23 protein-coding genes are annotated in these 26,810 nt (G+C 47.3%); 7 read left to right on the forward strand and 16 right to left on the reverse strand.

The window, feature by feature from the left end; translation table 11 throughout:
* Positions 1-86 precede the first annotated feature (86 nt).
* From NLX82_RS01540 to NLX82_RS01580, 9 genes are all read right to left on the reverse strand, one after another.
* Positions 87-2,747: a PBP1A family penicillin-binding protein gene (locus NLX82_RS01540; RefSeq protein WP_028540710.1), complete on the reverse strand. Its 2,661-nt coding sequence runs from the start codon at positions 2,745-2,747 to the stop codon at positions 87-89.
* A gap of 190 nt (positions 2,748-2,937) precedes the next feature.
* The gene (hfq, locus tag NLX82_RS01545) at positions 2,938-3,183 is read right to left on the reverse strand and encodes an RNA chaperone Hfq (protein WP_023989043.1); all 246 of its coding nucleotides are present in this window, start codon (positions 3,181-3,183) and stop codon (positions 2,938-2,940) included.
* Between the two features lie 20 nt (positions 3,184-3,203).
* Complete coding sequence (gene miaA / locus NLX82_RS01550) at positions 3,204-4,184, reverse strand: tRNA (adenosine(37)-N6)-dimethylallyltransferase MiaA (protein WP_023989044.1); 981 nt, start codon at positions 4,182-4,184, stop codon at positions 3,204-3,206.
* On the reverse strand, positions 4,168-5,019 hold the full coding sequence (locus NLX82_RS01555) for a class I SAM-dependent methyltransferase (RefSeq protein ID WP_068942654.1): 852 nt from the start codon (positions 5,017-5,019) through the stop codon (positions 4,168-4,170). The genes miaA and NLX82_RS01555 overlap by 17 nt, the downstream gene beginning before the upstream one ends.
* Before the next feature lie 12 nt (positions 5,020-5,031).
* Positions 5,032-7,206, reverse strand: a complete 2,175-nt coding sequence (gene mutL / locus NLX82_RS01560) for a DNA mismatch repair endonuclease MutL (protein ID WP_068942656.1) — start codon at positions 7,204-7,206, stop codon at positions 5,032-5,034.
* Positions 7,207-7,269: 63 nt separating this feature from the next.
* Complete coding sequence (mutS, locus tag NLX82_RS01565; protein WP_254347430.1) at positions 7,270-10,089, reverse strand: DNA mismatch repair protein MutS; 2,820 nt, start codon at positions 10,087-10,089, stop codon at positions 7,270-7,272.
* Between the two features lie 110 nt (positions 10,090-10,199).
* On the reverse strand, positions 10,200-11,435 hold the full coding sequence (locus NLX82_RS01570; protein WP_076159222.1) for a putative amidoligase domain-containing protein: 1,236 nt from the start codon (positions 11,433-11,435) through the stop codon (positions 10,200-10,202).
* A gap of 121 nt (positions 11,436-11,556) precedes the next feature.
* Positions 11,557-12,114, reverse strand: a complete 558-nt coding sequence (locus tag NLX82_RS01575; RefSeq protein WP_013310588.1) for an outer spore coat protein CotE — start codon at positions 12,112-12,114, stop codon at positions 11,557-11,559.
* Between the two features lie 126 nt (positions 12,115-12,240).
* Positions 12,241-13,137 (reverse strand): LysR family transcriptional regulator, encoded by an 897-nt coding sequence (locus tag NLX82_RS01580; RefSeq protein WP_076159370.1) that lies wholly within the window; start codon positions 13,135-13,137, stop codon positions 12,241-12,243.
* A 115-nt stretch (positions 13,138-13,252) separates the two neighbouring features.
* On the opposite strand from NLX82_RS01580, the gene NLX82_RS01585 reads away from it, so the two are divergent.
* The gene (locus tag NLX82_RS01585; RefSeq protein ID WP_069080287.1) at positions 13,253-14,569 is read left to right on the forward strand and encodes an amino acid permease; all 1,317 of its coding nucleotides are present in this window, start codon (positions 13,253-13,255) and stop codon (positions 14,567-14,569) included.
* Positions 14,570-14,590: 21 nt separating this feature from the next.
* On the opposite strand, the gene NLX82_RS01590 is transcribed toward NLX82_RS01585, so the two are convergent.
* The 5 genes from NLX82_RS01590 to NLX82_RS01610 form a co-directional block, all read right to left on the reverse strand.
* On the reverse strand, positions 14,591-15,547 hold the full coding sequence (locus NLX82_RS01590; RefSeq protein WP_023989050.1) for an aromatic acid exporter family protein: 957 nt from the start codon (positions 15,545-15,547) through the stop codon (positions 14,591-14,593).
* A gap of 117 nt (positions 15,548-15,664) precedes the next feature.
* Positions 15,665-16,498 (reverse strand): ABC transporter permease, encoded by an 834-nt coding sequence (locus NLX82_RS01595; RefSeq protein WP_013310592.1) that lies wholly within the window; start codon positions 16,496-16,498, stop codon positions 15,665-15,667.
* A gap of 8 nt (positions 16,499-16,506) precedes the next feature.
* On the reverse strand, positions 16,507-17,319 hold the full coding sequence (locus tag NLX82_RS01600; protein WP_023989052.1) for an ABC transporter ATP-binding protein: 813 nt from the start codon (positions 17,317-17,319) through the stop codon (positions 16,507-16,509).
* Positions 17,316-18,407, reverse strand: coding sequence for an ABC transporter substrate-binding protein (locus NLX82_RS01605; protein WP_023989053.1), 1,092 nt, complete (start codon positions 18,405-18,407; stop codon positions 17,316-17,318). The genes NLX82_RS01600 and NLX82_RS01605 overlap by 4 nt, the downstream gene beginning before the upstream one ends.
* Positions 18,408-18,553: 146 nt before the next feature.
* The gene (locus tag NLX82_RS01610; RefSeq protein WP_076159225.1) at positions 18,554-20,071 is read right to left on the reverse strand and encodes a carboxypeptidase M32; all 1,518 of its coding nucleotides are present in this window, start codon (positions 20,069-20,071) and stop codon (positions 18,554-18,556) included.
* Between the two features lie 173 nt (positions 20,072-20,244).
* On the opposite strand from NLX82_RS01610, the gene NLX82_RS01615 reads away from it, so the two are divergent.
* From NLX82_RS01615 to NLX82_RS01640, 6 genes are all read left to right on the forward strand, one after another.
* Positions 20,245-20,808: a beta-class carbonic anhydrase gene (locus tag NLX82_RS01615; RefSeq protein ID WP_075154367.1), complete on the forward strand. Its 564-nt coding sequence runs from the start codon at positions 20,245-20,247 to the stop codon at positions 20,806-20,808.
* A gap of 250 nt (positions 20,809-21,058) precedes the next feature.
* Positions 21,059-21,631, forward strand: a complete 573-nt coding sequence (locus NLX82_RS01620) for a PadR family transcriptional regulator (RefSeq protein WP_076159229.1) — start codon at positions 21,059-21,061, stop codon at positions 21,629-21,631.
* Between the two features lie 152 nt (positions 21,632-21,783).
* The gene (locus NLX82_RS01625) at positions 21,784-22,239 is read left to right on the forward strand and encodes a hypothetical protein (RefSeq protein ID WP_076159232.1); all 456 of its coding nucleotides are present in this window, start codon (positions 21,784-21,786) and stop codon (positions 22,237-22,239) included.
* Positions 22,240-22,242: 3 nt separating this feature from the next.
* Positions 22,243-22,521, forward strand: coding sequence for a YxcD family protein (locus tag NLX82_RS01630; protein WP_044647775.1), 279 nt, complete (start codon positions 22,243-22,245; stop codon positions 22,519-22,521).
* A gap of 275 nt (positions 22,522-22,796) precedes the next feature.
* Positions 22,797-23,426 carry a TetR/AcrR family transcriptional regulator gene (locus NLX82_RS01635; RefSeq protein ID WP_060628785.1) on the forward strand — a complete coding sequence of 210 codons (630 nt, stop codon included), beginning with the start codon at positions 22,797-22,799 and terminating at the stop codon, positions 23,424-23,426.
* A gap of 84 nt (positions 23,427-23,510) precedes the next feature.
* The gene (locus NLX82_RS01640) at positions 23,511-24,332 is read left to right on the forward strand and encodes an N-acyl homoserine lactonase family protein (RefSeq protein WP_044647803.1); all 822 of its coding nucleotides are present in this window, start codon (positions 23,511-23,513) and stop codon (positions 24,330-24,332) included.
* Between the two features lie 156 nt (positions 24,333-24,488).
* Here NLX82_RS01640 and NLX82_RS01645 read toward each other — a convergent pair whose 3' ends face one another.
* Entirely contained in the window at positions 24,489-25,343 is an 855-nt protein-coding gene (locus NLX82_RS01645) for an STM4011 family radical SAM protein (RefSeq protein ID WP_076159235.1), read from the reverse strand.
* Complete coding sequence (locus NLX82_RS01650) at positions 25,340-26,758, reverse strand: STM4012 family radical SAM protein (protein ID WP_076159238.1); 1,419 nt, start codon at positions 26,756-26,758, stop codon at positions 25,340-25,342. The genes NLX82_RS01645 and NLX82_RS01650 overlap by 4 nt, the downstream gene beginning before the upstream one ends.
* Positions 26,759-26,810: the final 52 nt, after the last annotated feature.

The raw sequence follows: 26,810 nt of genomic DNA on the forward strand, positions 1-26,810 counted from the left end.
CAGCAAAAAAGGTATTCTCAGACCAGTTCACGGACTGAGAATACCTTTGATTTGAAACAAATTCAACTTGCATAAAGCAATACTTGCTAATTCCGATTGTGACGTCCACGATTGGAGTTCGAATGACCGTTGGAATTGCCTTCTTGAGTCCCATCCGTTGTGACTTCAGTCGTAGATGCATCCGTGTTTTCTGGATTTACCATAGTATCTTCATCAGAAATACCTGCATCCGGTGTAGTAGTCTGACCATTTCCCTGATTAGTATCGTTTCCATTGCCGGAATTGCCACTATTGTTACCTGTGCCGCCAGCACCATTCCCATTAGTATCCCCAGGAGATGCCGGAACCTGACCTGAGCCATTATTGTTATTGATACCGCCAGGAGTTGTATTTCCCTGATCTGTACCGTTTTGTCCGTCTGTAGCCCCGCCATTATCCGGTAAGGTTCCATTCTCGTTTGGATCAGTCCCTGGCTGTGGATCAACCGGAGTAGTCTCAGCCGGAATTTCCACACGGATCGTATTAGAAGCCTCGGATTCTTTACCATCCGCCCCATAAGCTACTACATAATATTCATACGTGTTTCCAGCTATAGGAGACGTGTCTTCACCACTCGTGCCCTTCATGGCCTCCATGATTGCCGTAAAGCCTGTATCGGAAGTCCCCTTGCGATACACGCGGTATTGTACATTATCCCCCGTAGCCGCAGTCCAGGATAACGATACAATTTGGGTGTCCTGACTATAAGACCCGCTCAGTCCGCTCGGAGCGGTAGCCTGAACCGGCTCTTCTGGCTTCTGCTCAACTGGTGGTTCATATCCCTTCGGCTCGCTGAATTGCGTAACCGGGTGTCCCTTGAGAGCTTCACCCATGACCCTTCCGAAAAAGGCTGCCGACTGCCCACTGTAGTTTCTCAGCATATGCTTGCTGTCCGGCTTGTCATAACCCATCCATACTGCTCCGGTATATTCCGGTGTATAACCGACAAACCAGATGTCCCGGTTACCACTGTTACCGCTAATCCCACTTTGGGTCGTACCCGTTTTACCAGCTACAGGCCAGTCAATACGTGCTTTGCGACCTGTACCGCTATTGACTACATTTTGCATCATTTGTGTCATTTCATAAGCCGTTTTTTCACTCATTACAGATTTAGTTTCCTCTTCATGAGTATAAACAACTTGATCATCACTATTGTTAATTTGCTTAATAGAATAAGCTTTTTGGAATTGTCCTTTATTGGCAAAAGCGCTGTACGCCTGCGCCATTTCAAGGGTATTCGTTCCTTTGCTTAATCCACCCAATGCGATAGCAAGTGAGTGATCATTTTTGTCCATCGGAATGCCTACGCTCTCGGCAAATTGAACCCCTTTTTCCACACCGATTTGGTTCAGCAACCATACAGGCGGAATATTTTCAGACTTCGTAATGGCGTCGAGCATGCTGATGGTCGACGAGTAACCATGCAAGTTTTTCGGACTGTATCCGTTAAAACTCTGGCGTTCGTTACTCAAAGGGGTATCCATCGTAAACTTACCGGATTCAAGAGCTGGCGCATAGGCTACAATCGGCTTAAAGGCCGATCCTGGCTGTCTGCGGCTCTGTGTCGCACGATTGAAGGTTCCCTTTTTGTAATCCCGTCCGGGTGCCATCGCGGCAATTCCACCTGTCTGGTTGTTAATAATGACCATCGAGGCTTGAACAGGCTGATCGTCCGGACTTTTTTCGAACATGTCATCATCTGCCATCGCCTGATCCAGCGCATTTTGAGCCTGGGCATCCATTGTGGTATGAATTTTATAACCACCAATAATCAGATCATTACCGCTAACTCCTGGCAACGCATCCTCTGCCTCATCCATGACGTATTCCATAAAATTTTGATACTTTTGAACTTTTTCCGGCTGTTTGTAATCGTAATTTACAGCCTTGGCCTCTTCCATCTCCTGCTTTCCAATCATTCCCTGCTCAAACATCAGCTGGAGAACCACAGCACGCCGGGCCTTTGAGTTTTCTGGGTTACTAATCGGATTATACTTGGATGGCCCTTTTGGAATAGCTGCCAGTGTAGCGACCTGCCACAATTTTAATTTATTCAAATCCGTTTGCCCAAAATAGCCTTCCGACGCTGCCTTAATTCCAGAATACGAGCGTCCAAACCAAATCCGGTTCAGGTAGAGTGTAATAATTTCATCTTTAGTCAAATTCCGCTCCAGCGCCATTGCGATGGATACCTCTGTCGCTTTACGGAAAAAGGTTTTGTCACGTGTCAAAAACAAGTTTTTGGCCAGCTGCTGAGTCAGCGTACTGCCACCCTCCACTGCCGAACGGGCCACGATATCCTTAACGGCTGCCCGGCCGATAGACCAAATATCAACCCCTTGATGCTCCATAAAACGCTTATCCTCGGTTGCGATAAATGCTTTTTTGAGCAGCGGTGGAATTTCTTCACTTTTGACAGGATCGCTTTTTTGCACAGACAACTCACCCATGAGCACACCGTTGCGGTCATAAACCTTCGATGTCTCGTTCACTGTAATTTTGTCCTTGTTGGCTTTGTAAATTTTTTCGCCATTAACCATGACAAATAAGTATCCACCAAGTGCGCAAAATATGGCTAACGCCGCTGTAATAAATAGCGTCCACCCCACTCGCTTACCTGTTATTTTCTTTTTCTTGCCCTTCGGCTTCTCTTTAGATGTGTTTCTATTGCGATTGCCGGATCTGGACAATGAATCGTTTGGCATTCCCCTGACTCCCTTTCGCGAATAATCATATGATACCTAACATAAGCTTAAAGCTTGCTGTCGGCAGCATGAAAGTAAACGGAATGAAAAGAACAACCCTGATCAGGTTGCTCCCGGTCACATTCCTATACAGTTAGACGAGACGGGCGCCTGAAAAGTTTCATGAACCCGGGCGACCGTCAAGCCGTAATCAGTTATCGCTAGCGTTATCCTGTTGCTGTACAAGCGATACATTGCGTTGCGGTGTAAAGGTGGAGATGGCATGCTTGTAAATCAGCTGTTGCTTTCCATCCGAGTCGATAACAATCGTAAAATTGTCAAATGCTTTAATCGTCCCTCGCACCTGAAATCCATTGATGAGGTATACCGTTACAGGTATAGAATCCTTGCGCAATTGATTCAGAAACGTATCTTGGATATTAATGGACTTGTTCATTTTAGCCGTACCCCCAATAATCATTTGGATTGTTTTGAAGTATATTCAAGGTCTGTCCGGAACTTTCCTGCTATAATTTCGTGTATTCGGGCTGCATGAGCAGAAAAATTTCCGAAATCAGTGACATCTACCCACTGGATATCCTTCATATGGCGAAACCACGAGAGCTGTCGCTTCGCAAAATGACGCGTATCCCGTTTTAGCCAAGTCACCGCCTCTTCCAAAGACACTTCTCCCCGCAGGTAGGAGGATATCTCTTTATAGCCTAGACCTTGCATGGAGATGGCATCGCTTCGCACTCCCCGTTCCATTAAGGAGGTTACCTCAGCAACAAGCCCTTGATCGAGCATCCCGTCAATTCGGTCTTCAATACGTTTATATAGCATTTGCCTATCCATTGTCAAACCTACAATGCAGAGTTGGTAGGGAGATTCCTTTTTTTGACTGGCAAGTTGAGAGCTAAGTGTCGTTCCGCTAACATGGTAAATTTCGAGTGCCCGAACGACACGACGACGATCATTAGGATGCAAACGAAGTGCACTTTCGGGATCAACCGCCTGTAGTCGCGCATGAAGCGCCTCAGCTCCAAACTGTTCGGCATAGTCAAGCTGTTCCTGACGAAAAGCTTCGTCAGCCCCTACCTCGGAAAACTGGTATTCATAGCAGACTGATTCTACATATAAACCTGTTCCGCCTACGATAAACGGTAGCTTTCCTCTAGATTGAATATCAGGTATGAGACGACGACAGTCTTCCTGAAATTGGGCTACTGAATATGGGTATTCAGGCTCATGAATATCAATTAAATGGTGCTTGATTCCTTCCATTTCCTGTTCGGAAATTTTGGCGGTTCCAACGTCCATACGACGGTATACCTGCATGGAATCCCCGGAAATAATTTCTGCGTCAAATTGTCGAGCCATCTCGATGCTTAGTTTCGTCTTGCCAACCGCAGTCGGGCCAACAAGAACAAGTAGTTTAGGCTTAGGTGCCACTGTCAATATCAATCACTCCGTACACTGTTTTCGTTGTGCCCCGCTGCTCCACACGGAAGCCGAGGCGGGCAAATTCCCCGCTACCCCGTTTTTCTTTTAATATAATTGTTTTTCGTGCAATCCGTTTCGCATGAATAATACTTTCCTCACTCAACGCGTCTGGGTTAGCCAACCCTCTCAATGGACCGATTGCGCTGGAATCGAGCAACGGATCACGGAACATAGGGTCAAAGTAAATAATATCTATACTGCGATCCGGCAAACTACGCAAATAGTCCAAATGATGACCAAAACGAACGTCAATGTTGGAAAAGGCCTGATCTACTTCAGCGTTGCCGGAACGGTAATGCCTCATTCCATCCTTGATTAAAGCATAGACGGGGAAAGAACTCTCCACAGCCGTGACTTGTCCAGAGCTTCCAGTTCCAATTGAAAATAGAAGAGAATCCGTACCAAGTCCTGCGGTGCAATCCAGCACAATATCACCCGGGACGATCCGGGCAGCCGTCAACATCGGGTCAGGTTCACCCTTTAATACTCGTTTGGCGCGAATGAAGCCCATACTCGGGTGAAAAACCATCGGTGATTGTTCTGGACTAATCAGCCTCACTCCGCCCTGCACCAGAACCAACGCTTGACGGACTCTGTGAGCCGCAATTAGCTTAGCTACCGATATGCCACGACGAGGGGCATACAGCACCCCTAACTCGGCTGCAAGCAGCTTCGCTCGCTCCATAACCTCTGCCGAGGGGGAATCCCCTGTCGTGACCAGTAATTCGACTTGCTTCTCCCGTAGCCTCGACCGCTCTTCTTCTTCACGGTTTTCCCGATCCTGCAACATATATATACTCCCTTACATTACTCTTTTGAACAGCTTCTCTAAATCATATGTGGAAAAGGAAACCACAATAGGTCGCCCATGAGGGCAAGTATATGGTTGTTTGCACGCTGCCAAACGCTCTAGCAGCACGATAGCCTGTCGGTCAGTCAGCTTCTGGTTTGCTTTAATCGAAGCCCGGCAGGAGCACATGATTGAGGCTGCTTCCCGCAGCTTAGCAAGATCAATGGCTCTTTCCTCCAGCACCCATCCGGCCATTTCCTCAATGACATCCGCTTCTTCCCCTTGGGGAAGCCAGTACGGGTAAGAGCTGACACGGAAGGTTTGACCGCCAAAATGCTCCAAATACACCCCTGCCTGTTCAAACCAGTGCAGCCTTGATTTCAACTTTTCCGTCTCGGAAGGCGTAAAATCCAGTGTAATTGGCAATAGCAGTTCCTGCGATACTGACGCAGGATTGCCGAATTTTTCATAATAAAATTCATAATTCACCCGTTCATGCGCGGCATGTTGATCAATTAAATACAAGCCCTGGTCGTTCTGCGCAATCAGATATGTCCCATGGTGCTGACCGATTAAATTCAGTTCAGGAAAAGTGGGCAACTCTGGAACTTCTCCCGATACCGCTGCCAATTGCTCGGCATCTAGACGTTGCTGGCGCGGCTTCTGATCTGCGAAATGACGGGAATCCGTAGTGTGTCCTGCAATCGGCGGCATAGAAGATGGGTAAGCAGCAGAAGCAGCCGTTTCCTGTATCCCTCCACTGTATAAGGAAGATATGCCTATTGCGGCATTATCTCCTTCGGACGACTGTACAGTCGCCCCATCAGGGAGCGGCACGTCCCCTCTAACTTCATTCCCGCTGTTTTCTTCTACAAAATCTGCATCCAGTTCATCATCACTAATACTTTTACCTGAAAGGTTGTTTGCCCGTCCAATGGCTGAGAGGCTATCCCTGCTCGGACGTTGCTCACGCTCCTGGCTACCTTTGTTATTCTCTTCGTTCCTGTTCAAGTAATTGGATTGGCGCGGTTCCTGGCTCTCCGGCGAAGTCACGGAAAGTGGCAGTGCTCCCCCCCGGTCTTTGCGGGAAGGAGTATCCCCTTCCGCACCATTTCCCTTCGAGAAGTGAAACTGCTCCTGCACAAACGAGCCACTGTCCTTGCCACCGATCTCGCGCTTGACTGCCTTCGGAATCAGCACTTGCTGCCCTAAAACAGCTTTTACCGAATCTTCAACCAACTGAAACAGTTCAGCTTCTTTGCTGAACCTTACCTCCAGCTTGGCAGGATGAACGTTAACATCCACCAAAGAAGGATGCATTTCCAGTTGGATCACAGCCAGCGGAAAACGATTGATCGGCAACAAGGTATGATACGCCTTGAGCAACGCCTGATTAAGCCCGTAGCTTCGCACAAAACGTCCATTCACTACCGTAGAGATCGCATTTCGATTTGATCTCGTCCACTCTGGACGGCTGACATAGCCGCTAATTCGGTAATCGAGGCTCTCTCCTTCCAGCAGCAGCATGGATTTCGCCGCAGAAGTTCCGTAAATAGCGGCAATCACCTGCAGCAAATCACCATTACCCAGCGTTTGCAGCAATGTATTGCCATTATGCCGCAATGTGAAGGCTACTTCTGGATGCGAAAGCGCCATTCGATACAATACATCCGAAATGTGTCCCAGCTCGGTCTGGATTGTTTTCATATATTTCAGCCGTGCAGGTGTATTATAAAACAGCTCCCGTACGGTAAAATCCGTCCCTTGTCTACTAGCAGCATCCTCGTGAAGCAACAGCTTACCGCCCTCAATCACTAATTTACGGGCACGTCCGTCATCTCCGGCTGCTGTAAGCAACTCTACTTTCGATACAGCCGCAATACTTGGCAACGCCTCTCCTCGGAAGCCGAGACTTGTGATCTGAAACAGGTCGCGACCATGTCCAATTTTGCTTGTCGCGTGCCGATAGAATGCCGTCTCCACATCTTCAGGCTCAATGCCACTTCCATTATCCGTCACCCGGATACTTTGCAGGCCGCCCTCTTCTACCCATACGTCCACCCGCGTACCGCCTGCATCAATCGCATTTTCCACCAGCTCCTTCACGACGGAGGCTGGACGTTCCACGACCTCACCGGCAGCAATCTGGTTCGCAATATGTTCATCCAGTACCCGAATTTTAGACATCCTTTTAACCTCCTCCTGACTTCAAAGTGTGATGAAAAATAAGAATAATGTCACTTATTTTAACTACAGGCCATTGGCCTTGTTTTTAAGATCATTTAATAGCTGCATTGCCTGTAAAGGAGTCATATTCATGACATCAGCATTTTTCACCTTGCGCAAAATTTGGCGCACAATCGGATTAGCCTCTACTGTCTCTGCGTGTGGCTTGGAGGCGGCAAGCTCCTGCTCTCCGAAAATGGACAGCTGTACCACTTCGGTTGCTCCTTGCTCCAACGTGCTGGAAGTTTCCACCGTCTGCAGAGTATCTTCTTTTACCAGGGTGGCCTGCTGTGATAAAGACTGAGCTGATGATGCAGTTTCTCCGCTTTCTCGCAATGTCTGGCCTGAATTATATTCGGTCAAAGAAGAAATATCTTCTGTCCCTGAAACTGTACGAAGATCAGTCCCTTCCTTCCCTCCTACTACTGTCTCGGTACCTGCCGTTACTTGAGCCGCTGCCTGTTCAAAACCATTCAGCAGTCCATTCGCTCGCTCAATAATGTTATTGGGCAAACCTGCAAGCCGAGCACAATAAATACCATAGCTACTGCTAGCCGCTCCCGGTATGAGCTTGCGCAAGAAATTCACCTTGTCGCCGCTTTCCTGCACGGCCATAGAGTAATTTCGCAGCGAAGACAGGCCTTGCTCCAAATGTGCCAGCTCATGGAAATGCGTGGATACCAGCGCCTTACAGCCAATCGTGTCATGGACAAATTCGATGACTGCCTGTGCAATTGCCATTCCTTCACTGGTGGACGTACCTCGTCCCAGTTCATCAATAATGATCAAGCTTCGCGGAGTTGCCTTGTCCGTCATTACTTGGATATCTGCCATTTCGACCATAAACGTACTCTGCCCGCCGATGAGATCATCCGCCGCGCCGATCCGTGTGAAAATGCGATCCAGCATTGGCACCTTGGCACGTGCAGCAGGGACAAAGCAGCCAATTTGAGCCATAATCGCAATAAGCGCAACCTGACGCATATACGTACTTTTCCCAGCCATGTTCGGCCCAGTGATAAGTAGAATATGCGCATCGGCTTCCTCCAACACCGTGCTGTTTGCGATAAAACCGCCATCTTTCATTACAGCTTCCACCACGGGATGGCGACCCTGCTCCACTACGAAATCATATCCTGTAGTCAGCTCAGGTTTCACGAATCCCCGTTCCGAGCTAACCGAAGCCAGCGACTGATACACGTCAATTTCAGCCACTTGTTCTGCCAGCTTTTGCAAACGTGGAATTTCAGCGTTCAGTTTACTGCGAAGCTCGGAGAAAAGCGTGTACTCCAGATCAACCATTTTATCCTCGGCTTCCAGAATTAGAGATTCCTTTTCCTTCAACTCCGGTGTAATATACCGTTCCGCATTCGCCAACGTCTGTTTGCGTTCATATCGACCTTCTGGTAATGAAGCCAAATTGGATTTGGTCACCTCGATATAATAACCAAATACTTTGTTGTATCCAATCTTAAGTGACCGAATGCCGGTTGCTGCACGTTCCTTGGCCTCTAGCTCAGCGATCCAACGCTTACCGTTCACACTCGCCTCGCGCAGTTCGTCCAGACGCTGATGGTAGCCTTCCTTAATAAGACCTCCATCCCTTACGGAAATCGGCGGTTCATCCGCCACCGCTTCCTCAATCAACGCACACAGGTCTGTACAGCTATCCAGCGTTTGTGCAATTCGTCTCAGCGTCTTCGAAGGAGATTCAGCGCACAATTCGCGTAAAGACGGAATTCGGGCCAGCGACAGCTTGAGAGCGATCAGATCACGTGCATTAGCACTACCAAAGGCGATCCGCCCAACTAGACGCTCCAGATCGTAAATCTCTTTAAGCTGAGCACGTACATCCTCTCGGAAAATAAATTGGTGGTATAGCTTGTCCACCGCCTCCAAGCGCTCCTCAATAAGACTGATGCTCAACAACGGCTTGTCAATCCAACGACGCAACAGACGCGCTCCCATGGAAGTCTCTGTGCGATCCAACAGCCACAGCAGCGAGCCTTTCTTTGAGCGTTCACGTACCGTCTCCACCAGTTCCAGATTCCTGCGGGTAAATGGATCCAGAATCATAAAATGGTTTGGCTCATATACCGAGATTTGGGTCAATTGGCCTAACGATCTTTTTTGCGTTTCATTCAAATAGGAAATCAGGCGCGATACGCACCGTCTACGTTCCTCCGTAAGCCTTGCCCATGTGGCTTCGCCAAATTGATCCCGAACCAGATCATCCTTGGATTTGTCCCAAGCCGTATACACAACGCGCCGTCCAACGGGGGACATACGGGCTGTCACAAAATCGAGCAGATGACCATCCCCCAACATTTCGGAAGGCTCATAAATGTTAATTTCATCTAGTAGCCATTCTTTCGAATCAGGCACAGAGGTCACATACAATTCACCTGTTGACAAGTCGCACGCCGCAAGTGCCAGCATCCCGTCCGTCTCTGTGACACATACCATATAGTTGTTGGATTTGTCACCCAGCACCTTGCCTTCCATTACCGTACCCGGGGTCACAACGCGGACAATATCCCGCCGCACCATCCCCTTCGTAGCTGAGGCTTCCTCCATTTGCTCACAGATGGCCACTTTATAACCCTTCTCAATGAGGCGCTGTATGTAATTTTCCGCTGAATGATAAGGCACGCCGCACATCGGAATTTTTTCCGTGGCGCCACCCTCACGACCCGTAAGTGTAATTTCCAGCTCCTTGGATGCAAGAATTGCATCATCGAAAAACATCTCGTAAAAATCTCCCAGGCGGAAAAACAAAAATGCATCTTTAGCCTGCTCTTTTATGGATAAATACTGCTCAATCATCGGTGTATATTTGGACATACCGTTTACTAACCCCCACACTTTGTTCCGTTTAAACTTATAATTATCTCTCATTATATCAAAAATGACAGTCGATAACATGAAACCATTCCTGGTGTCGACACTTGATTTTACGTAAGCTTCCAATACGGGCGCAAATCCCGTGATTCATCCCACTGTTTCCCCTTGCGGAGGCTGTCCAGCAATGGCGCTACATAAGCTTCATATTGCGAGTATATTTCCAGTGAAACCATGTCCAAAATAAGAGGTTCCATATACTCCTTAAGGACAAGTTGATTTCCTTCATAAAAGGCTCTGTGAGCCTCCTCCTCACCCAGCGGCCTACGTTGCAAACGCGGATATTGAGAGGCAATGAGAAACGCCATTCCAATCACACCTTTCGCCAGCTGTGGCGAGATAAGAAAACTGGGCAGTGTACGATATTCAAAGCCTCCATACGACTGACGGCGAAAATCACCTAAATTGCCATAATGCGGTCTGCGTCGAGCCGCACGCTTGTCTTCCAGTAGCGCCAAAGGCAGTGCCAAATAGTTATCTAGTGCCCGAAGCAAGGCACCGTTTAGCGAAACCCCGCTGAAATGCAGATGTCCGCCCAGCGGAAAACCCGGTTGCGGCATCCCCCCTGCCTGCCAGATGAGTGTGCGGTCGGCAATGCGCCGGGCTGCTGTTGCAAAAGCTTGACGCAGGTGCTTCAGCAGATGGGCCGGATCTCCACTCGGCGCAGGGCGAAGCTCAGCGACTGGATACAGTGTTCGTCCTCGACGAGTAACAGCATCGCAGCCGGCTATGCCGAGACGACCCAAATATCTTGAGGCCGGAACGACCCGTCCCTCGGGCATACGAACCAGCACAAATTCAGGGTCCATTCCGATGAGCAGTCGATCTCTTCCTCGTTGCGCTGAAAGATTCTCACTCTCAACATCCCCTTCGCGCGCAGCAATTTCATATAATGTGGCCAAACGTCCATCGTTCAGCCATGGCTGTGCCGAGATTTCGCGCACCTGACAGCTGCGCTCCCCCAGCGGCGTCAGTACCACCTCACCACTGTCCAAACCCAGTGTGTACAACGCTCGTACAGCCAGCCGCTCCATCCGGACATAGAGCGGTGAATGTTGATCCAGTTCAGACAGATCGTATGCGCGGACTTTGGAAGGGCCTTCGATGGCACGTCTACGAATTTCCAACACTCGCAGTAGATGGATTTGCACCGCGTAGCCTATCGCAAAATCTGCTATACTGCTATCCATCCACTGCACCGCTATGCCTGAACGCTCCAGTCTACGCTTTTTTTCATCATTTGGCATCTGTCTGAAGCGTATGAGCGCCTGTCCCGGCTGCTGCATCATATTCCCCCCTACGGACTACGTACGGATTTCAACCCACAATAACAAAAAAGGAGGGCCTTTGCCCCCTGCGCAGAATCAGCCGGCGCAAAGAGTAAAGAGGCCCTCTTTTTGGTTACTTCTGTCAGAGCTCGTCGTCAATGAGGTCGGGGTCGAGCTCCTCATAGTCCCCCTCTTCCGCTCCAAAATCAAAGTCTTTGTCAAAATCATCGCTGCTACCATTCGGGAATACTTCTACAACAATCTTCGTTTCCGCCACCAGCTCCACCGCAAATTCCCGCTCGACCCGGATCATTACGCTGCCACCTCCAGAAGACACACTGGCCTCGACGCAACTCGGCTCCTGTGTAGCTTCGGCGGATACTTCCACTGTAGACGCCCGGTGCTTCGGATCAAGATACGAGAGCGGCACATTTTCCACGTACGACACCGTTTCCTTGGCCACATCGGTCTGCGAGTTTTTATCGTATGAGTACCAAATATTGATATCATACGTCCCGACGACCTCAATGCCGTCCCCCGCCGCCACAGCTTCATACTGGTGGTTAATAATCCATGCCCCTAAAATGCTCGTCGGATTATTCGGCGGAGTTACGGTATGGGTTACGGTAGAGAATCTGCGACCTTTACCACAGATCGCTTTGGTAATAATCTCTCTACGATTTTTATGACTTAATGCCATTCTTGAACCTCCTCCATACAATCAATCATTCCATACATATGTATGCAGGTTGTGGGCGAATGTTGAGTGAATAGGCGAAAAGGAAAAAATATTATTTGTATAAGCATATGCCGCGATGGCTTGAACTCATGCACGCCAATGTGTTACATGCTGCTCAACGATCTGTAAAAATTCACTAAGAGCCGGGGATTTCCACTTTTTCGTGTGATAGGCGACCTGAGTAGCCACCTGCTGTTCACTGTCATCCCAGGCTAAACGCGCCATTTTACCTTCTCGCAGCTCGTTTTGTACCGTTACCAGCGGAAGCAGCGCAATACCCAATCCAGCCATGACACACTGCTTGATGGCTTCAATACTCCAAAATTCCAGGCTAGGGTCTGAAAAAATACCGTGTTTATTCAAATACTGCTCAAAAAGGATACGGTACGTACATCCTGCCTCCGTATGCAAAATGGTTTCGTCTTTCAAGTCAGCAGGATCTACCCGGGTATAGGTAACCAGCGAATGCTTAAGTGGAGCAACCAAGGCCATCGGCTCATGAATAAGCGTGGTGACATTCAGTTCTCTATCCTCCGTCTCAGGCTGAAGCAAAAAAGCCAAATCCAGCTCACCGGAGCGGATCAAATCGCGTAATTCCCAGCATTCGCCGGGTTTAAGGACAATTTTAACCTTCGGATACCGTTCTCTGTACTCACGGATCAGACTCGGCAGACGAAAAGCGGCCAGAGACTCTGGTGCTCCTATTTTCAGCGTGCCTGCCAATTCCGTTTCTGAACGAAGCGCATCCTTGGCCATAGCATGCATCTTGGAAATTTCCTGCGCATAGGGCAGCAAACGTCGTCCAGCATCCGTCAGCATGATTTTCTTGCCAATGCGATCAAAAAGCGGCGTACCCAACTCTGCCTCCAGCGTTTGAATTTGAGCAGTGATACTCGACTGTGCATAATCCAGTATACGCGCTGCTCGCGTAAAACTGCCTGCCTCAACTACAGTTAAAAAGGTAAACAAATGCCGCGATTCCATAATCCGCTCCTTCAATCGGTTTTTCCGATGCAAGCAATCGTTATATTCCGTTTTTCCGATAGATTGATTATCTGATAAGCTGGAGAAAATAACAAGAGAAAGAAGGCTTTTCTGCATGACAAATGAAAGTAAACTTCAATCCACCATTGGTCTTCCACAGGCCATTGCACTCTATATCGGAGCTGTACTGGGTTCAGGGATATTGATTGTGCCTGGACTTGCCGCCCAAATGGCGGGACCGGCATCGCTGCTGGCATGGGGCTTTATGACCCTGCTCATCCTGCCAATGGCACTTTCCATGGGTCTTCTATCCGCCAAATTTCCGAATGCGGGAGGGGTATCGCATTTTGTCACGTTGGCCTTTTCACCACGTGCTGGTGCTTATATCGGGTGGTTTTTTCTCATGTCGGTTCCGATTGGGGCACCTGTTGCCGCACTCACTGGAGCCGGCTATATGACCGCAGCCATGGGCTGGGGAGATGAAAGCCGCATGATGTTAGCCGCTGCTATGTTGGCGGTGGGCCTGATCATCAACTGGATCGGCATGAAGGTCGCGGGACGTATTCAGATCGCTGTCGTCATAGCTATCGTTGCCGTCCTCATATTCGCCATTGCCGCAGCACTTCCTCAGATGGAAACAGTCCATTTCACCCCGTTTGTTCCACATGGCTGGTTCCCTGTCGGTCAAGCGGCCGCGATTCTGTTCTGGTGCTTCATCGGTTGGGAGGCTGTGTCCCATATGTCAGAGGAATTCACCAATCCCCAGAGAGCAGCCGTTAAAGGCGTGACCATTGCAGCCGTCATTGTTGGTTTGCTTTATTTCTTAACTGCGCTGGCTACTGTGGGCACACAAAGTTACCTTGCAGGGGATTCGGATGCTTCGCTCGTATGGGTGATTAGTCGGGCTATCGGGCCATGGGGCGCGATAATTGCAGGCTTGACGGGTATCTTTATTTGTACCGCTACTATTATTGCTTATGTTGGTGCCGCTTCACGTGTCGCTTATGCTTTATCCCGGCAAGGACAGGCCTTTCGCTGGATGGGCATGTTATCCCAACGATTCCATACCCCTATCGGTGGCATTGCTTTTCTTAGCGTCTGCTTCGTGATCATTATGGTGTTGTACGGTAGTGGTACTGTTTCACTCACTAACCTGATCCAGTTCCCGAACGCCACCTTTATTCTGACCTATCTAGGCGGTTGTGCAGCAGGAATTAAGCTTCTGCGTGGTAGTCGCTGGGGCGTTTCCATTAGTTGGATATCGTTCATCTCTACGGCGATCGTTTTCCCCTTTGTTGGGTGGGCTATGCTGTACCCTTGCCTGATCACCGCTGTTTTATGGATCACAGACCGAATTCGGCACAAACGGACTTTGAGTCATCCGACTTCTACCATCACTGAACAAGAAAAGGCTACTGTCCGTCATGGATAGTAGCCGCTTAAGGCCTTTACTCTAATTTTTCACTGGAGTAGGGGCCTTGTCCTTTTTCGCAATTTTCAAATACTGATGAAGCTCATGTGTAAGCTGCAATAATGCCGAACGAATCTCAAATTCCTCCCGGGTTGCGGGAAGCTCCATAGCTTTAAATTCTTCACGAACCTGCTCCAGCAGCTTCTCAGTCTGTCCCGTATAATGTCCAGCCAAAACGTCATTGCTAAGCTGGTCGAACAGCTCGGCCAGCAGCTTGGCCTGCGGCATATGCTGATACATTTGTGCGATCAACTGCATCATGTTTTGGATCGAATCCAGCTGCTCTTTTCGCATATAAAAATACACATTCCAGCCCTCTTGGGGACGAAGCATCTGATTTTCCAAGGAACGCCCCGCCTCAGTGACCCCTTTGGCTATCACGCTGTTCGCTTCAATAACTTCCTTGCCATCCCATATGTATGCTGGACTACGCAGCGTATTGGCCATATTTCTGAATATAACAGAAAATGTCCGATCCACTTCCTGCCGAATTTGTTGCATTGTATTATCAGAACCCGGCATATAGGCTAAATTGACAATCATCGCGGAACCCAGTCCAATCACTAGCAGAGCTAGCTGGGTCAGCAGTACCTCCATATCAATCACGCCGCCGCTGAATACACGAAAAACCACGACCGAGCCGGTGACGATCCCTTCTTTAAAGCCCACCCGTACAATGACTGGAAACGCCGTTAAAATATATAATGCTAGTACCCAATCATGAAATCCGAATACCACAAACAAAACACAAGCAAAAAGAAGCCCCACGACGGATGCAAAAAATCTCGCCGAAATGGTACGGAGACTTCTCTTGCGTGTGACATCCACCCCCAAAATCGCTAAAAGCCCTGCTGAGGTGGCTCCATGAATGCCAAAACCCTCCGCAATAAGTACGGCCATTAATGCGGCAATAGCCGTTTTAATCGTACGAAAGCCCATGAAAAAATTCTGTCCTCTCTAGATGAAATCTGTTTCCACATTTTCATAAATATTAAGTATTTCATTTTCATGGTACTTTATTTTCACGTTTTACACAAATGTTCAGAAATTTTATTATTACCGATGAGGACGACCGGAAAGCAGACGATGCTCCACATACACGACCGCCTGATACATCAGTGTAGCTACGACAGCAATGATCAACAAACTGGACATAACCAGCGTGAAATTGAACACCTGAAAACCATAGATAATCAAATAGCCTAAGCCGTTTTTGGCCACCAGAAATTCACCAACTATCACGCCAACCCATGCCATACCGACATTCACTTTCAGCGTAGAGACGATTGCAGGAAAGGATGCAGGTAAAATCACCTTTTGAAACGTATCCCGGCGTGATCCGCCAAACGTACGAACCACTTTGATCAGATTCGAATCAACTTCCTGAAAGCTGTTGTATACGACTAGTGTCGTAATAATGACCGTAATGGAGAGGGTTGTCATTAGGATAGCAGTAAATCCCGCCCCAAACATGACGATAAAAATTGGACCTAGCGCCACCTTAGGCATACTGTTGAACACGACCATATAGGGATCAAGCACCCTCGACAAAAACGGTGACCACCAAATAAGTACAGCCAGCAACGTACCTAACAGTGTACCGAGTAAAAACCCCGCCATCGTTTCTCCCACGGTGACACCTACATGTCCCCATAATTCACCACTGACCGCATCCTTACCGATCTGGGTGAAAATTTTGCTCGGATAGCTGAACAACAGTACATCAATCCACTTCAAACGGCCTGCAATTTCCCATAGCACAAACAAAAGCAGTAAAATAGCTGTCTGTACACCTGTCACTAACCATCGCTGCGAACGCCTGCTGCGTAAATACGCCTGATGTAGTCCTTGAATCCAACGTTGCTCAAGCTGATCCGCTTCGTCCTTCATACGTTAACTCACTCCTTTGCTCCCGAAGCCTCCAGTTCACCCCATATTTCATGAAAAAGCTCATTAAAACCCGGCTGCTCGCGTGCATAAAAAGGCTGAGCTTTTCGGATGCAATCCGGAATCTCGAAGGTACGTCGGACATGACCAGGATTTCGACCCATCACTATAATCCGGTCACTGACCGCAATGGCCTCGGCCAAATCATGTGTGACTAAAATAGCCGTCTTTCTCCGCTCGCGCAAGGTTTCCGCAATCAGATCTTCCAGCTGTAGCTTGGTTTGATAATCCAGCGCGGAGAAAGGCTCATCCAGCAGCAGCAGCCCCGGATTGGTCGCCAGCGTCCGTACCAGCGCCACGCGCTGACGCATTCCCCCAGACAGCTGGGACGGATGCAGATGCTCCTTCCCTCCTAGACCCATGCCTTCCAGCAACAGCCGTGTCCGCTCACGCGCAGCTTCATCCACTCTATTGCCTAGCTCCAAACCCAACAATGCGTTATCCATTATCGTCCGCCACGGGAACAGATAATCCTGCTGCAGCATGTAACCGACCTCTGGACTCGGACCACTTACCGGCTGACCTTGCAGCATGACTTGGCCTGCCGCTGGACGCAGTAGCCCCGCGATCATGGACAGGATCGTCGTTTTGCCGCAGCCGCTTGGACCAACCAAACTGACAAACTCCCCTGTCTCTACAGAAAAATCAATATTCTCAACCGCCAGCGAAGCTTCACGATCCGTTACATAGACATGCGTCACTTTCTCCATTCTCACCATCGGGATGGTCGCGTCCGAAGTGAGGCCACTCCGTTCCTCCATCATGACGAACCTCCAGCACCGACACCTGCATCCGTAGATTCAGTTGTGCTCTTTTTCACAGGCGGTTCAGTATTCCCGGTAGAGTTTGATGAAATCGCTTGTTGTGCAAAGCTTGGGTTCACTAGCTTATCTAGTACAACCGGACTTTTAAGCTCCCCTGCCGAGGTCATGACATCCTGTAAGTTCTTCCATTCCTTTTCCTCAATCATCGGGTTCAAAGCATAGGTACTCTGTTCCTTATATCGTTTGATACTACTCGTCAAAACAGCTAAATCTGTATCTTTAAAATAGGGCGTGATTGCTTCAGCAATCTGTTCAGGTGAATGCGTAGCAATCCACTGTTGTGCCCGATATACAGCATTTGTAAATTTCTGTGCAGCCTCGCTATTTGTGTTCAGGTAGCTTTGCTTAGCCATATATACCGTATACGGCAACTCGCCGCTCTCCACACCGATAGAGGCAACTACCCGTCCACGGCCTTCCTTTTCAAAAATAGATGCCTGTGGCTCAAACAGCTGCACATAATCCCCTGTACCGGAGCCGAAAGCAGAGGCAACATTAGCAAAATCAATATTTTGAATCAGCTTCAGATCCTTATGAGGATCAATGCCGTGTTTGCGAAGCGTAAATTCAAGTGACATTTGCGGCATCCCGCCCTTGCGTTGCCCCAAAAAGTTTTGTCCTTTCAGCTTTTCCCATTCAAAGCTATCCTGCGTTTGACGGGCAAATAAAAAGGTACCATCCTTCTGTGTCAGTTGGGCAAAATTAATGATAGGGTCCTCTGCTCCTTGCTGATACACATAAATAGATGTTTCCGCGCCGATCAGCGCGATATCTGCCTGATTGGACAATAACGCCGTCATCGCCTTGTCACCCCCGGGAATCGTTGCGAGTTGGACATCCAGTCCCTCCTGAGCAAACATCCCCTGGCTCAAGGCTACATACTGCGGCGCATAAAAGACCGTACGGGCTACCTCGCCCAGTCTGATCTCAATCGTCTGCTCCCCTCCTTTAGGGGTGCACCCACTGAGCAACAGTAATCCGAGTAGTGCCGCAGCCACCACAGCTTTGAAACGAGCGCCGTTTTTCATCCTTGTTCCCTCCCCACCTTTTTACATCGGTTGACTTCATATATTGTTATGCGACTGTCGTTATAATGGTTAATCGCACAAAAAAAACCCGCGTTCGCCTAGGAACGCGGGGTAGATGCATATATGATTATTTTATAGTTTCTAAATTACAGCTTGTATATGGAGGTATATTTCTCTTCCAGATAGTCGGCGAGATAATCCGGGTTCAGCTCCTCACCTGTAATGGCTACAATCAATTCGGATGGCGTCCGACTCTTGCCGTAACGGTAAATACGTTCGGTCAGCCATTGCTTGACCGGCTCAAGTTCCCCAGCAGCAATTAATTCATCCAGATTGGGCAACTCTTTGCGTAATGTCGCCAAAATTTGCGCTGCATACATATTGCCAAGCGAGTAGGAAGCAAAATAACCAAAATCACCACCGGACCAGTGAACGTCTTGAAGTACGCCCAGTCCGTCATTCGGTGGTAGAAGCCCCAGGTAGTCCTTATATTTCGCATTCCACACCTCGGGGAGACGCTTCACATCCAGCTTTTCATTAAACAGCATTTTTTCAATTTCATAACGGATAATGATATGTAAATTATATGTTAGCTCATCCGCTTCAATACGAATCAGTGAATTTTCCACACGGTTGACTGCCCGGTAGAATTGCTCTGCCGTAACCTTCGCCAAACGATCAGGAAAATGCTGTTGCAAATCATCGTAATACCGATCCCAAAAAGCACGACTGCGTCCGATTTTATTTTCCCACAAGCGCGACTGGGATTCATGAATCCCCATAGAGGTTCCTCCAGACAGTAGTGATCCTGCCAGCTCTGGAGCAATATTTTGTTCGTACAGCGCATGGCCTCCTTCATGCAACGAACTGAAAATAGCGCTGGTTACATCATCTTGCAGATAATGAGTTGTTATACGCACATCACCTGGATTTAATCCTGTTGCGAAAGGATGTACACTCTCATCCAAACGACCTGCGTCAAAGTCATACCCCATCTGTCCTAAAATGAACAGGCTGAACTTCTCCTGCTGCTTCACATCAAACACACCATCTAAAAAGCTCTTATCCGGCTGGTTCGATGAAGCCTGAATTTTAGACAATAGGGGCACAAGGCGCTTTTTGAGACGATCAAACACAGCATCCAGCTTTTCAACCGTCATCCCCGGCTCATATTGATCCAAAAGCGTGTCATACTCTGTATCCTTAACACCCCAGTAGCCGATAAACTCACGCTTCATGTCGACGATTTTAGACAAGTACGGTTCAAATCCGGCAAAATCGCTATGTTCCTTTGCGTCCTCCCACTTGCTCTCTGCCTGTGCTGCAAGAATGCTATACTGCCGATATCGGTCTGCCGGAACCGAACGATTCAGTTCATAATTTTTACGGCATTCCTCCACCAATCTGCGATCATTGTCCTCCAGTTGCTTCAGCTTGTCTTCTGGGGCAAAAAATTGCAGCAATTGTCCCATTTCATCCGAGATCATCAGCTTGAACATTTCAGTGGACAGCATACCTAACGTCTCCGACCGAATGTCAACGCCCTTTCGCGGGGCACCAGTCCGTAAATCCCAGTGCAGCAGACCTACTGCTTCGCCATAACTACTAATTTTGTGTGCAAGCTCCTTTAAAGCCGTCAATTGATCCAACGTCTGTTGCGCCATATTTGAGGTCACCTCTTTAACTTAAAATGGTTAAAACTTTACAATACCTATACTTGATGATACTTATATTAAAAAGTATAATCAACACACAACATGTACGACCAGCTCCTAAGACCTGAAATAAACGTTGGGCTGTACATATCAAACTTTATAAGAACCTGGAGGGAACAATCGTGGATCACATCAAAGACATTTTAGAGTACAATCGTGTTTTCGTAGAAAACAAAGAATACGAGGCCTATAGAACGGGCAAGTTCCCCAATAAAAAAATGGTCATTATCACCTGTATGGATACACGGCTAACAGAGTTACTCCCTAAAGCCATGAACCTGCGTAATGGTGATGTGAAAATCATCAAAAATGCGGGTGCGATTATTTCACAGCCCTTTGGAAGCGTAATGCGCAGTGTACTAGTCGCCCTGTATGAGCTGGGAGCAGACGAAGTAGTGGTCGTGGGCCATTATGAATGCGGCATGGCTGCATTAAATGCAGACCACATGGTCAATGAAATGCTCGATCGCGGAATTTCTCAGGAAGTGCTGAATACATTAGAAAATTCAGGAATTAAGCTAAATAAATGGTTGAAAGGTTTTGACAACATTGAAGAAGGGGTAAGAACTACCGTGAAGCTTATTAAAAATCACCCGCTTCTCCCCCCTAATGCTCCCGTTCACGGCATGGTTATTCATCCAGATACAGGAGCGTTAACGCTTGTCGTTGACGGGAATGAACAGTAAATAGGATACGCTTCGGCAGAAAGTTACCAGGTAGTTTAAGCTCGTACATACGAGCTTAAACTACCCTTTTTTATGAAAAAAAACGCATATACGTGGAGAATGACAGGAGCCAATTTTGGCTAACCTGTGAACGACCTGTCTGAAAGTTGTCAAACCATACAGTTTCAGTGTACACTTTTCATGAAGCTGCAGAATACCTGCCGCAGTGCTGTTACAACCGTTACTATGATGGATGAAGGAGATAAGATCTATGAATTTACTATCGTATGGTCTGTTGGGGCTTCTCGCAAGAGAGGAATCCTCCGGCTATGATCTGATGTTGCGTATCCAGCCTTTTTGGCAGGCCAAGCACAGTCAGATCTATCCGCTACTGGCCCGTATGGAGGGCAAGGAACTACTAGCCTCCCGTTGGATTCAGCAGTCCGACAAGCCTGATAAGAAAATGTATACCATTACCGACAAGGGAATCCATATGCTTCAGCAATGGTCCCAGGAAGCGTTAGCTGCTCCGGTTACACGGGATGAATTAAGTCTTCGACTGTTCTGTCTTTGGTTGACAGACAAAAGTAGTGCCAATCGTATGCTGGAGGAACGCAAACGTCATTTTATTCAGAAAATCCAGCATCTAGAGGATATTCTGAACAACATTCCCGCAGAGAATTTACATTTTGGCAGTAAAAACTTTGGTGACTATATTTTAGTACAAAAAGGGCTTTTGAATGCTAAAGCAGGTCTGGAATGGTGCCAGATGGTTTTGCGCATGCTGCTTGCCGGTGATGTCAGTGTGGACACTAATCCGTTTGCACTTAAGCCGCAAAGCTGAATGCTTTTGCTAATCCATGCATAGGATTTATGGGACGTTATTATTTAATTTTTAAAAATTAAAATTCTTTGAAACCCTTTTCCATGCCATTCGTATTACTGGTAAGCGGTTGTTTGACCTATAAAAAAATTTACTAAGGGGGATATATTTACATGAAAAAAACATTCACTTTGAAAAATATGATGATGCTGATGATGGCTTTTACCCTACTCATTGCTATGATCGCACCATCTACAGCTGATGCAAGGCGAGGCGGCGGGTTTAAATCCGGGCCTAAATCATACCAATCTACACCAAGCAAGGCGAATGACAGCAATGGCATCAATAAGTCAGATAGCGGAACCAAGTCAGGGGCAACTGCCGGTAATACAAGCAGAACTGGTGGATTCCTTGGCGGTGGCGGCGGATTCCTGAAAGGTATGATGCTGGGCGGTTTGGCAGGTATGCTCTTCGGTGGATTGTTCGGTAACATGGGCGCATTAGGCAGCTTGCTTGGCCTTGCCGTTAACGTTCTCGCCATTTATGTCCTGATCATGGCCGGAGTAGGTATCTACCGTGCTATTAAAAATCGTCGCAGACCAGATGATTCCCGCGGAGGACGTTACTAAGCTATGATTTTGAGTATGGATGAGATTGTCAACGCTATTTGCTTGCATATGGCTGAACGCAAAGGTGTCCAGCCCACTGATGTGACAGTAGAATTAAGCTGGGAAGAGGATACAGGTTATTCAGCAGAAGTCCATGTACAGGGCCGCAGTCAATATCTGGTGGAAGCCAATATGATTGAAGCAATTCTGAGATACCTGCATTCCGAGTACAATATCCGTGCCTATCGCGAGCAGGTCAGACTGGATCTGGACGAAGAAATTACAGCCATTGTCCAGAACTAACTCTGCATTTCGCATAGATTAGTCGTGCTAAGCACGCTATACAACATCAGAACCGACCTTTGCTTGATGCAAGGGTCGGTTCTTTTTTTGACACCGTTTTTTGTTATAGCTTCTTCGAAATGTGGAAATATAGTGTGAAGTACGTAGCTCCAGTAAAGGCCCAGCCACATCCTTATTTATTGATCAGGCACTTAATGCGGTTGACACTTTAATTTAATTATTATATATTTCATTCAACGGACGGTTAATGAATATGAAAGAAGATGATGTATGTAGTGCATACTCCAAAAAACTCTCGACAGATCCAAGCTGCAGAAACACGTCGAAAAATTCTGCAACAAGCTAAAATACTGTTTTTTAGGGAAGGCTATCATAAAACTACAGTAAGAAGCATTCATAGAGCATTAAATATGGCAGATGGCATTTTGTATCATTATTTTCCTGGTGGGAAAAGAGAATTGCTGACTGTTCTTATTCAAGAAGGATTCGAAGAACAACTAGGAAAACTTAATTCATCTAATTCAGATTTAGAATCCCTTCCATTAAAGGAAGCATTGAAAAAGATATATGAATTGGGAAATGAATTGTTTACGGGGGACATAGAACTCATGCGTATTTTGTTCAGAGAAAGTGATGTGATGGAGCTTTCTGAAACCATTCACCTTTCAAATTTACTTCATGAGCGGCTCCAATGGTTCGCAGGTTTTTTGCAGAGAAGATATGAAAAAGGCGAAGTACGTAAAATGAACTTTGAAATCGCAGCTAGACAGTTCATGTCTATGAGTATACAGGATATTGTAAGCAAATTGATCAATATTGAATTATTAAGCGACCTTTCCAGAGATATTACCAGGGAACAAATTATTGATCATATGCTCGATTTATGGAACCCCTTGACATCATAATCGTGTCAAGGGGTTTAATAGGAAATTAAATTCAACAACCGGTTAATGAAATTTAAATTGCTGACGAAAGCTGAGGTTATTATAATGTCTGAAACGATTAAAATTCATGTACTGCACTGCGGCCAAGTTCAAACCGACATGGCTCTGCCATTTAACCAAAACACACTCAACCCTATTGCTTTTACAGGGATTTTCAGGTCAAAAAAATATCAGAATAAGCTGCCTGTTTCCGCTTATTTAATCGAACATCCTAAGGGCCTCGTATTAATTGATACCGGTTGGCACACCGATGTACGTAAAGATCAGCGCAAATACATGGGTAGAATTCATTACCAAATTAATAAAGCTATTCTTCCAGAAGGTCAGGCAATTGATGAACAACTTCAGAATTTGGGTGTGAAAATAAAGAATTTAGATTATGTCATTTTAAGCCATCTCGATATTGATCATGCGAGCGGTATTAAACTGGTAAGCAAAGCTAAGAATATTTTGACTAGTGACATTGAATGGGAAGCCGCGCCCAAAAGCAAACATCGCTACTTACAACATATGTGGGAAGGAGTCCCGATCAGGACCTTCTCTTTTAAACCATCAGAATATGGTCCACAACATCAGTCATTTGACTTATTTGGTGATGAATCTTTAATTTTTGTGCACACTCCTGGTCATTCCCATGGTTTGTCAGCTACTATTGTAAAAAATAACGGGAAATTTGTTCTCTTAACTAGCGATACAGGATATGCAAAAAAGTCTTGGGAGGAAATGATTCTTCAGGGTGTACTTGTTAATAAACAACAGGCCATTGAATCGTTGAAGTGGGTCAAACATATGAGTAATGAACCTAACTGTATAGAAGTGATCGCTAATCATGACCCAGACATTAAGCCGCATACGATTGTGTTATGATGAGTCATATCTTTGGGGGGCGTTAAGCAAAAGCCCATCCCGATGCCAATTGGAAATAAATCAACTTCCAAGCAATCGGTGATGGGCTCATTTGCATTAGTCAAATCGGTATACCACACTACAGTATTTTAGCTACCATTAGAAGTTTGAATTCATCTACCTTTGCGGCACCCTTTCGAGCAAGCCGCGACCGTACATTTCCCGAAACGGCTGCTCCTCCATATGGATATAGCCGATATAGCAGCCGCATTCTTTCATCCGACACGGGCGCTTGCCGCTCAGACCTTCCAAGCCATCCCTGTACAGATGCCCAATTACACGTCGATCCTGATAGCAATGCTTTACACGTCCATCGCCTTGAACATAAAATACATCCTCTCCGGCACGACATGCTCGCCCCTGACTGCTGTAATCCTGCAAATTCCATTGGAAATAGGGGTCGATTACAGCCAATTCGTCCATCTCGGCATCCGTATAATAATGGGGGCGATCCTTGTAGGCGTTGATCCACAAATAAACATCCTTTGGAAGTTGCGATCGTAAGGAACGAATAGCCGGAAATGCCTGTCTTAACCCGACGGTACCGACACTATAGGAAATACCAAGTTCATATAGCTTTATAGCCTGCGATATAAAAACTTGCTCTTTCGTCTCTCCAGGGTGATATGTAGCCCACAGCGCAGCAGTCTCCGGGTTCAGTTCTTGCGTCCAATCCAGCTTAGTCGATAGATTCGTCTGTACCGCCACTTTTTCCACATGCGCCATGTGGGAAAACTCAATCATGGTCTTGCGATACCAGGAATGAATTAAGGCTTCTCCATACGGATTAAAAAAAATAGAGAGACGATGCCCCAAAGCGCCCTGTTCCCGTACCCAATCAGCAAAACGTTCCAACTGGGCCCGATCATTGTTCAACGTTTCCCGACTATCAACGTTTTTACTGAACGGGCAGTAAGGGCAAGCATAGTTGCAAGAGGTCAACGAACCACGATAATATAAGGTCGCTCTCATGCGCCTACATATCCTTCCATGCGCTCACGTACTGACGTGGAGATCATCCAGTCCCCAATCGCATCGGAATAGGCCATTCCTTCCTCTGTAAGTCGCAGCGTACCCTCCTCGACGACAGCCATACCGGATTCCAGCAGCAACGACATTCCTGTAAAATCGTCCGACAGGGATACACCGAAGCGCTCTGCATAGGCCGATAGCTCCAAACCTTCCCGATGAAGAAGCGCCTTTAAGATAAAGCGTCGCTTCCTCTCATCCACATTTAAAATAAAGCCGTAGTCAGCCAGATCATGACGTTCCGCAGCAACATAATCTGCGATAATACTACGCGTAGCTGCTGCACTAACACCATAACGGCTAGCATAGTGGACATTGCGTGTATAGGAGCGTGCACCACACCCCAGACCGGCCATACCTTCCTCCTGACAACTGTAGGGCAAAAGCTCTTTGCTGGATATACCATCATTTTTAGCAAAACGGCGCATGGAATATTGTACATATCCTGCCTGTTTGAGCTGTTCACGCGCCACTTCATACAAAGTAAGGCGAATATCATGATCCAGCCCGGTATAGCCTGGCTTTAAAATCGTATTTTCTCGAATATATAACGGGTAAAGAAAAATCTCTCCTGGCGAGTAAGACAGTGCTTCCTCTAAAGAATACAGCCAGGTTTCCACCGTTTGACCAGGCAGGCCATAGATCAGATCCACGTTCAGCAAAGGAAAGTTGTATTCCACCAGCCGCTCAAGTGCTTCTCTAACAAGTTTTGGCTTCTGAGGTCGGTATATGGCGGCACTTTCTGATTCCACAAAGCTCTGAATTCCCATGCTGACACGATCTGTCCCGCGGCGCTTGAGCACCTCCAACCTATCCTCAGTCACAGTATCGGGAGAGGTTTCCACCGAAATAGAAGCTCGTTTAGGGTCCAGTCCCATTATATTTTCCGCAATGTCAAACAAGCGCTCCACCAAAGGAGCCTCCAGTAAGGTCGGTGTACCGCCGCCAATCGCAAAACGCGAAAAAGGCCGACGGCCCATAATTGGTGCCCATTGCTTGGCTTGTCTTTCTAGCGCATCCACATACTCCTTATGTACATCCAGACGCTTGTCCGGCAAAGTGAAGAGGTTACAAAATCCACAGCGAGCCGCGCAAAATGGAATATGCATATACAAAAAATAGCTTTCTAACTCCTCCTTCTCCCACAATTCCTGCAACGAGAGCGGTGTATCAAACGGACGATAGGCCGTTTTATGTGGGTAGGAGTACAGATAGGAGCGATAGGGAGCTTCACGGATCGTGCGTGCCCATTCAACAGGAGTTTCAGGCCACTGAAACCTAGACGGTGTTAAGTTTGTATCTATCTCCGGGGCTGCCGCACCCGTTGGATGCGAGTGATTCAGATTCATGGCTTTCATTTCTGCTCCTTCCTCGCGCTGGATTGATTTCTTGATATTTTACCAGTGCAAT

The organism is Paenibacillus sp. A3M_27_13 (assembly GCF_024213315.1).
Taxonomy (GTDB): domain Bacteria; phylum Bacillota; class Bacilli; order Paenibacillales; family Paenibacillaceae; genus Paenibacillus; species Paenibacillus polymyxa_B.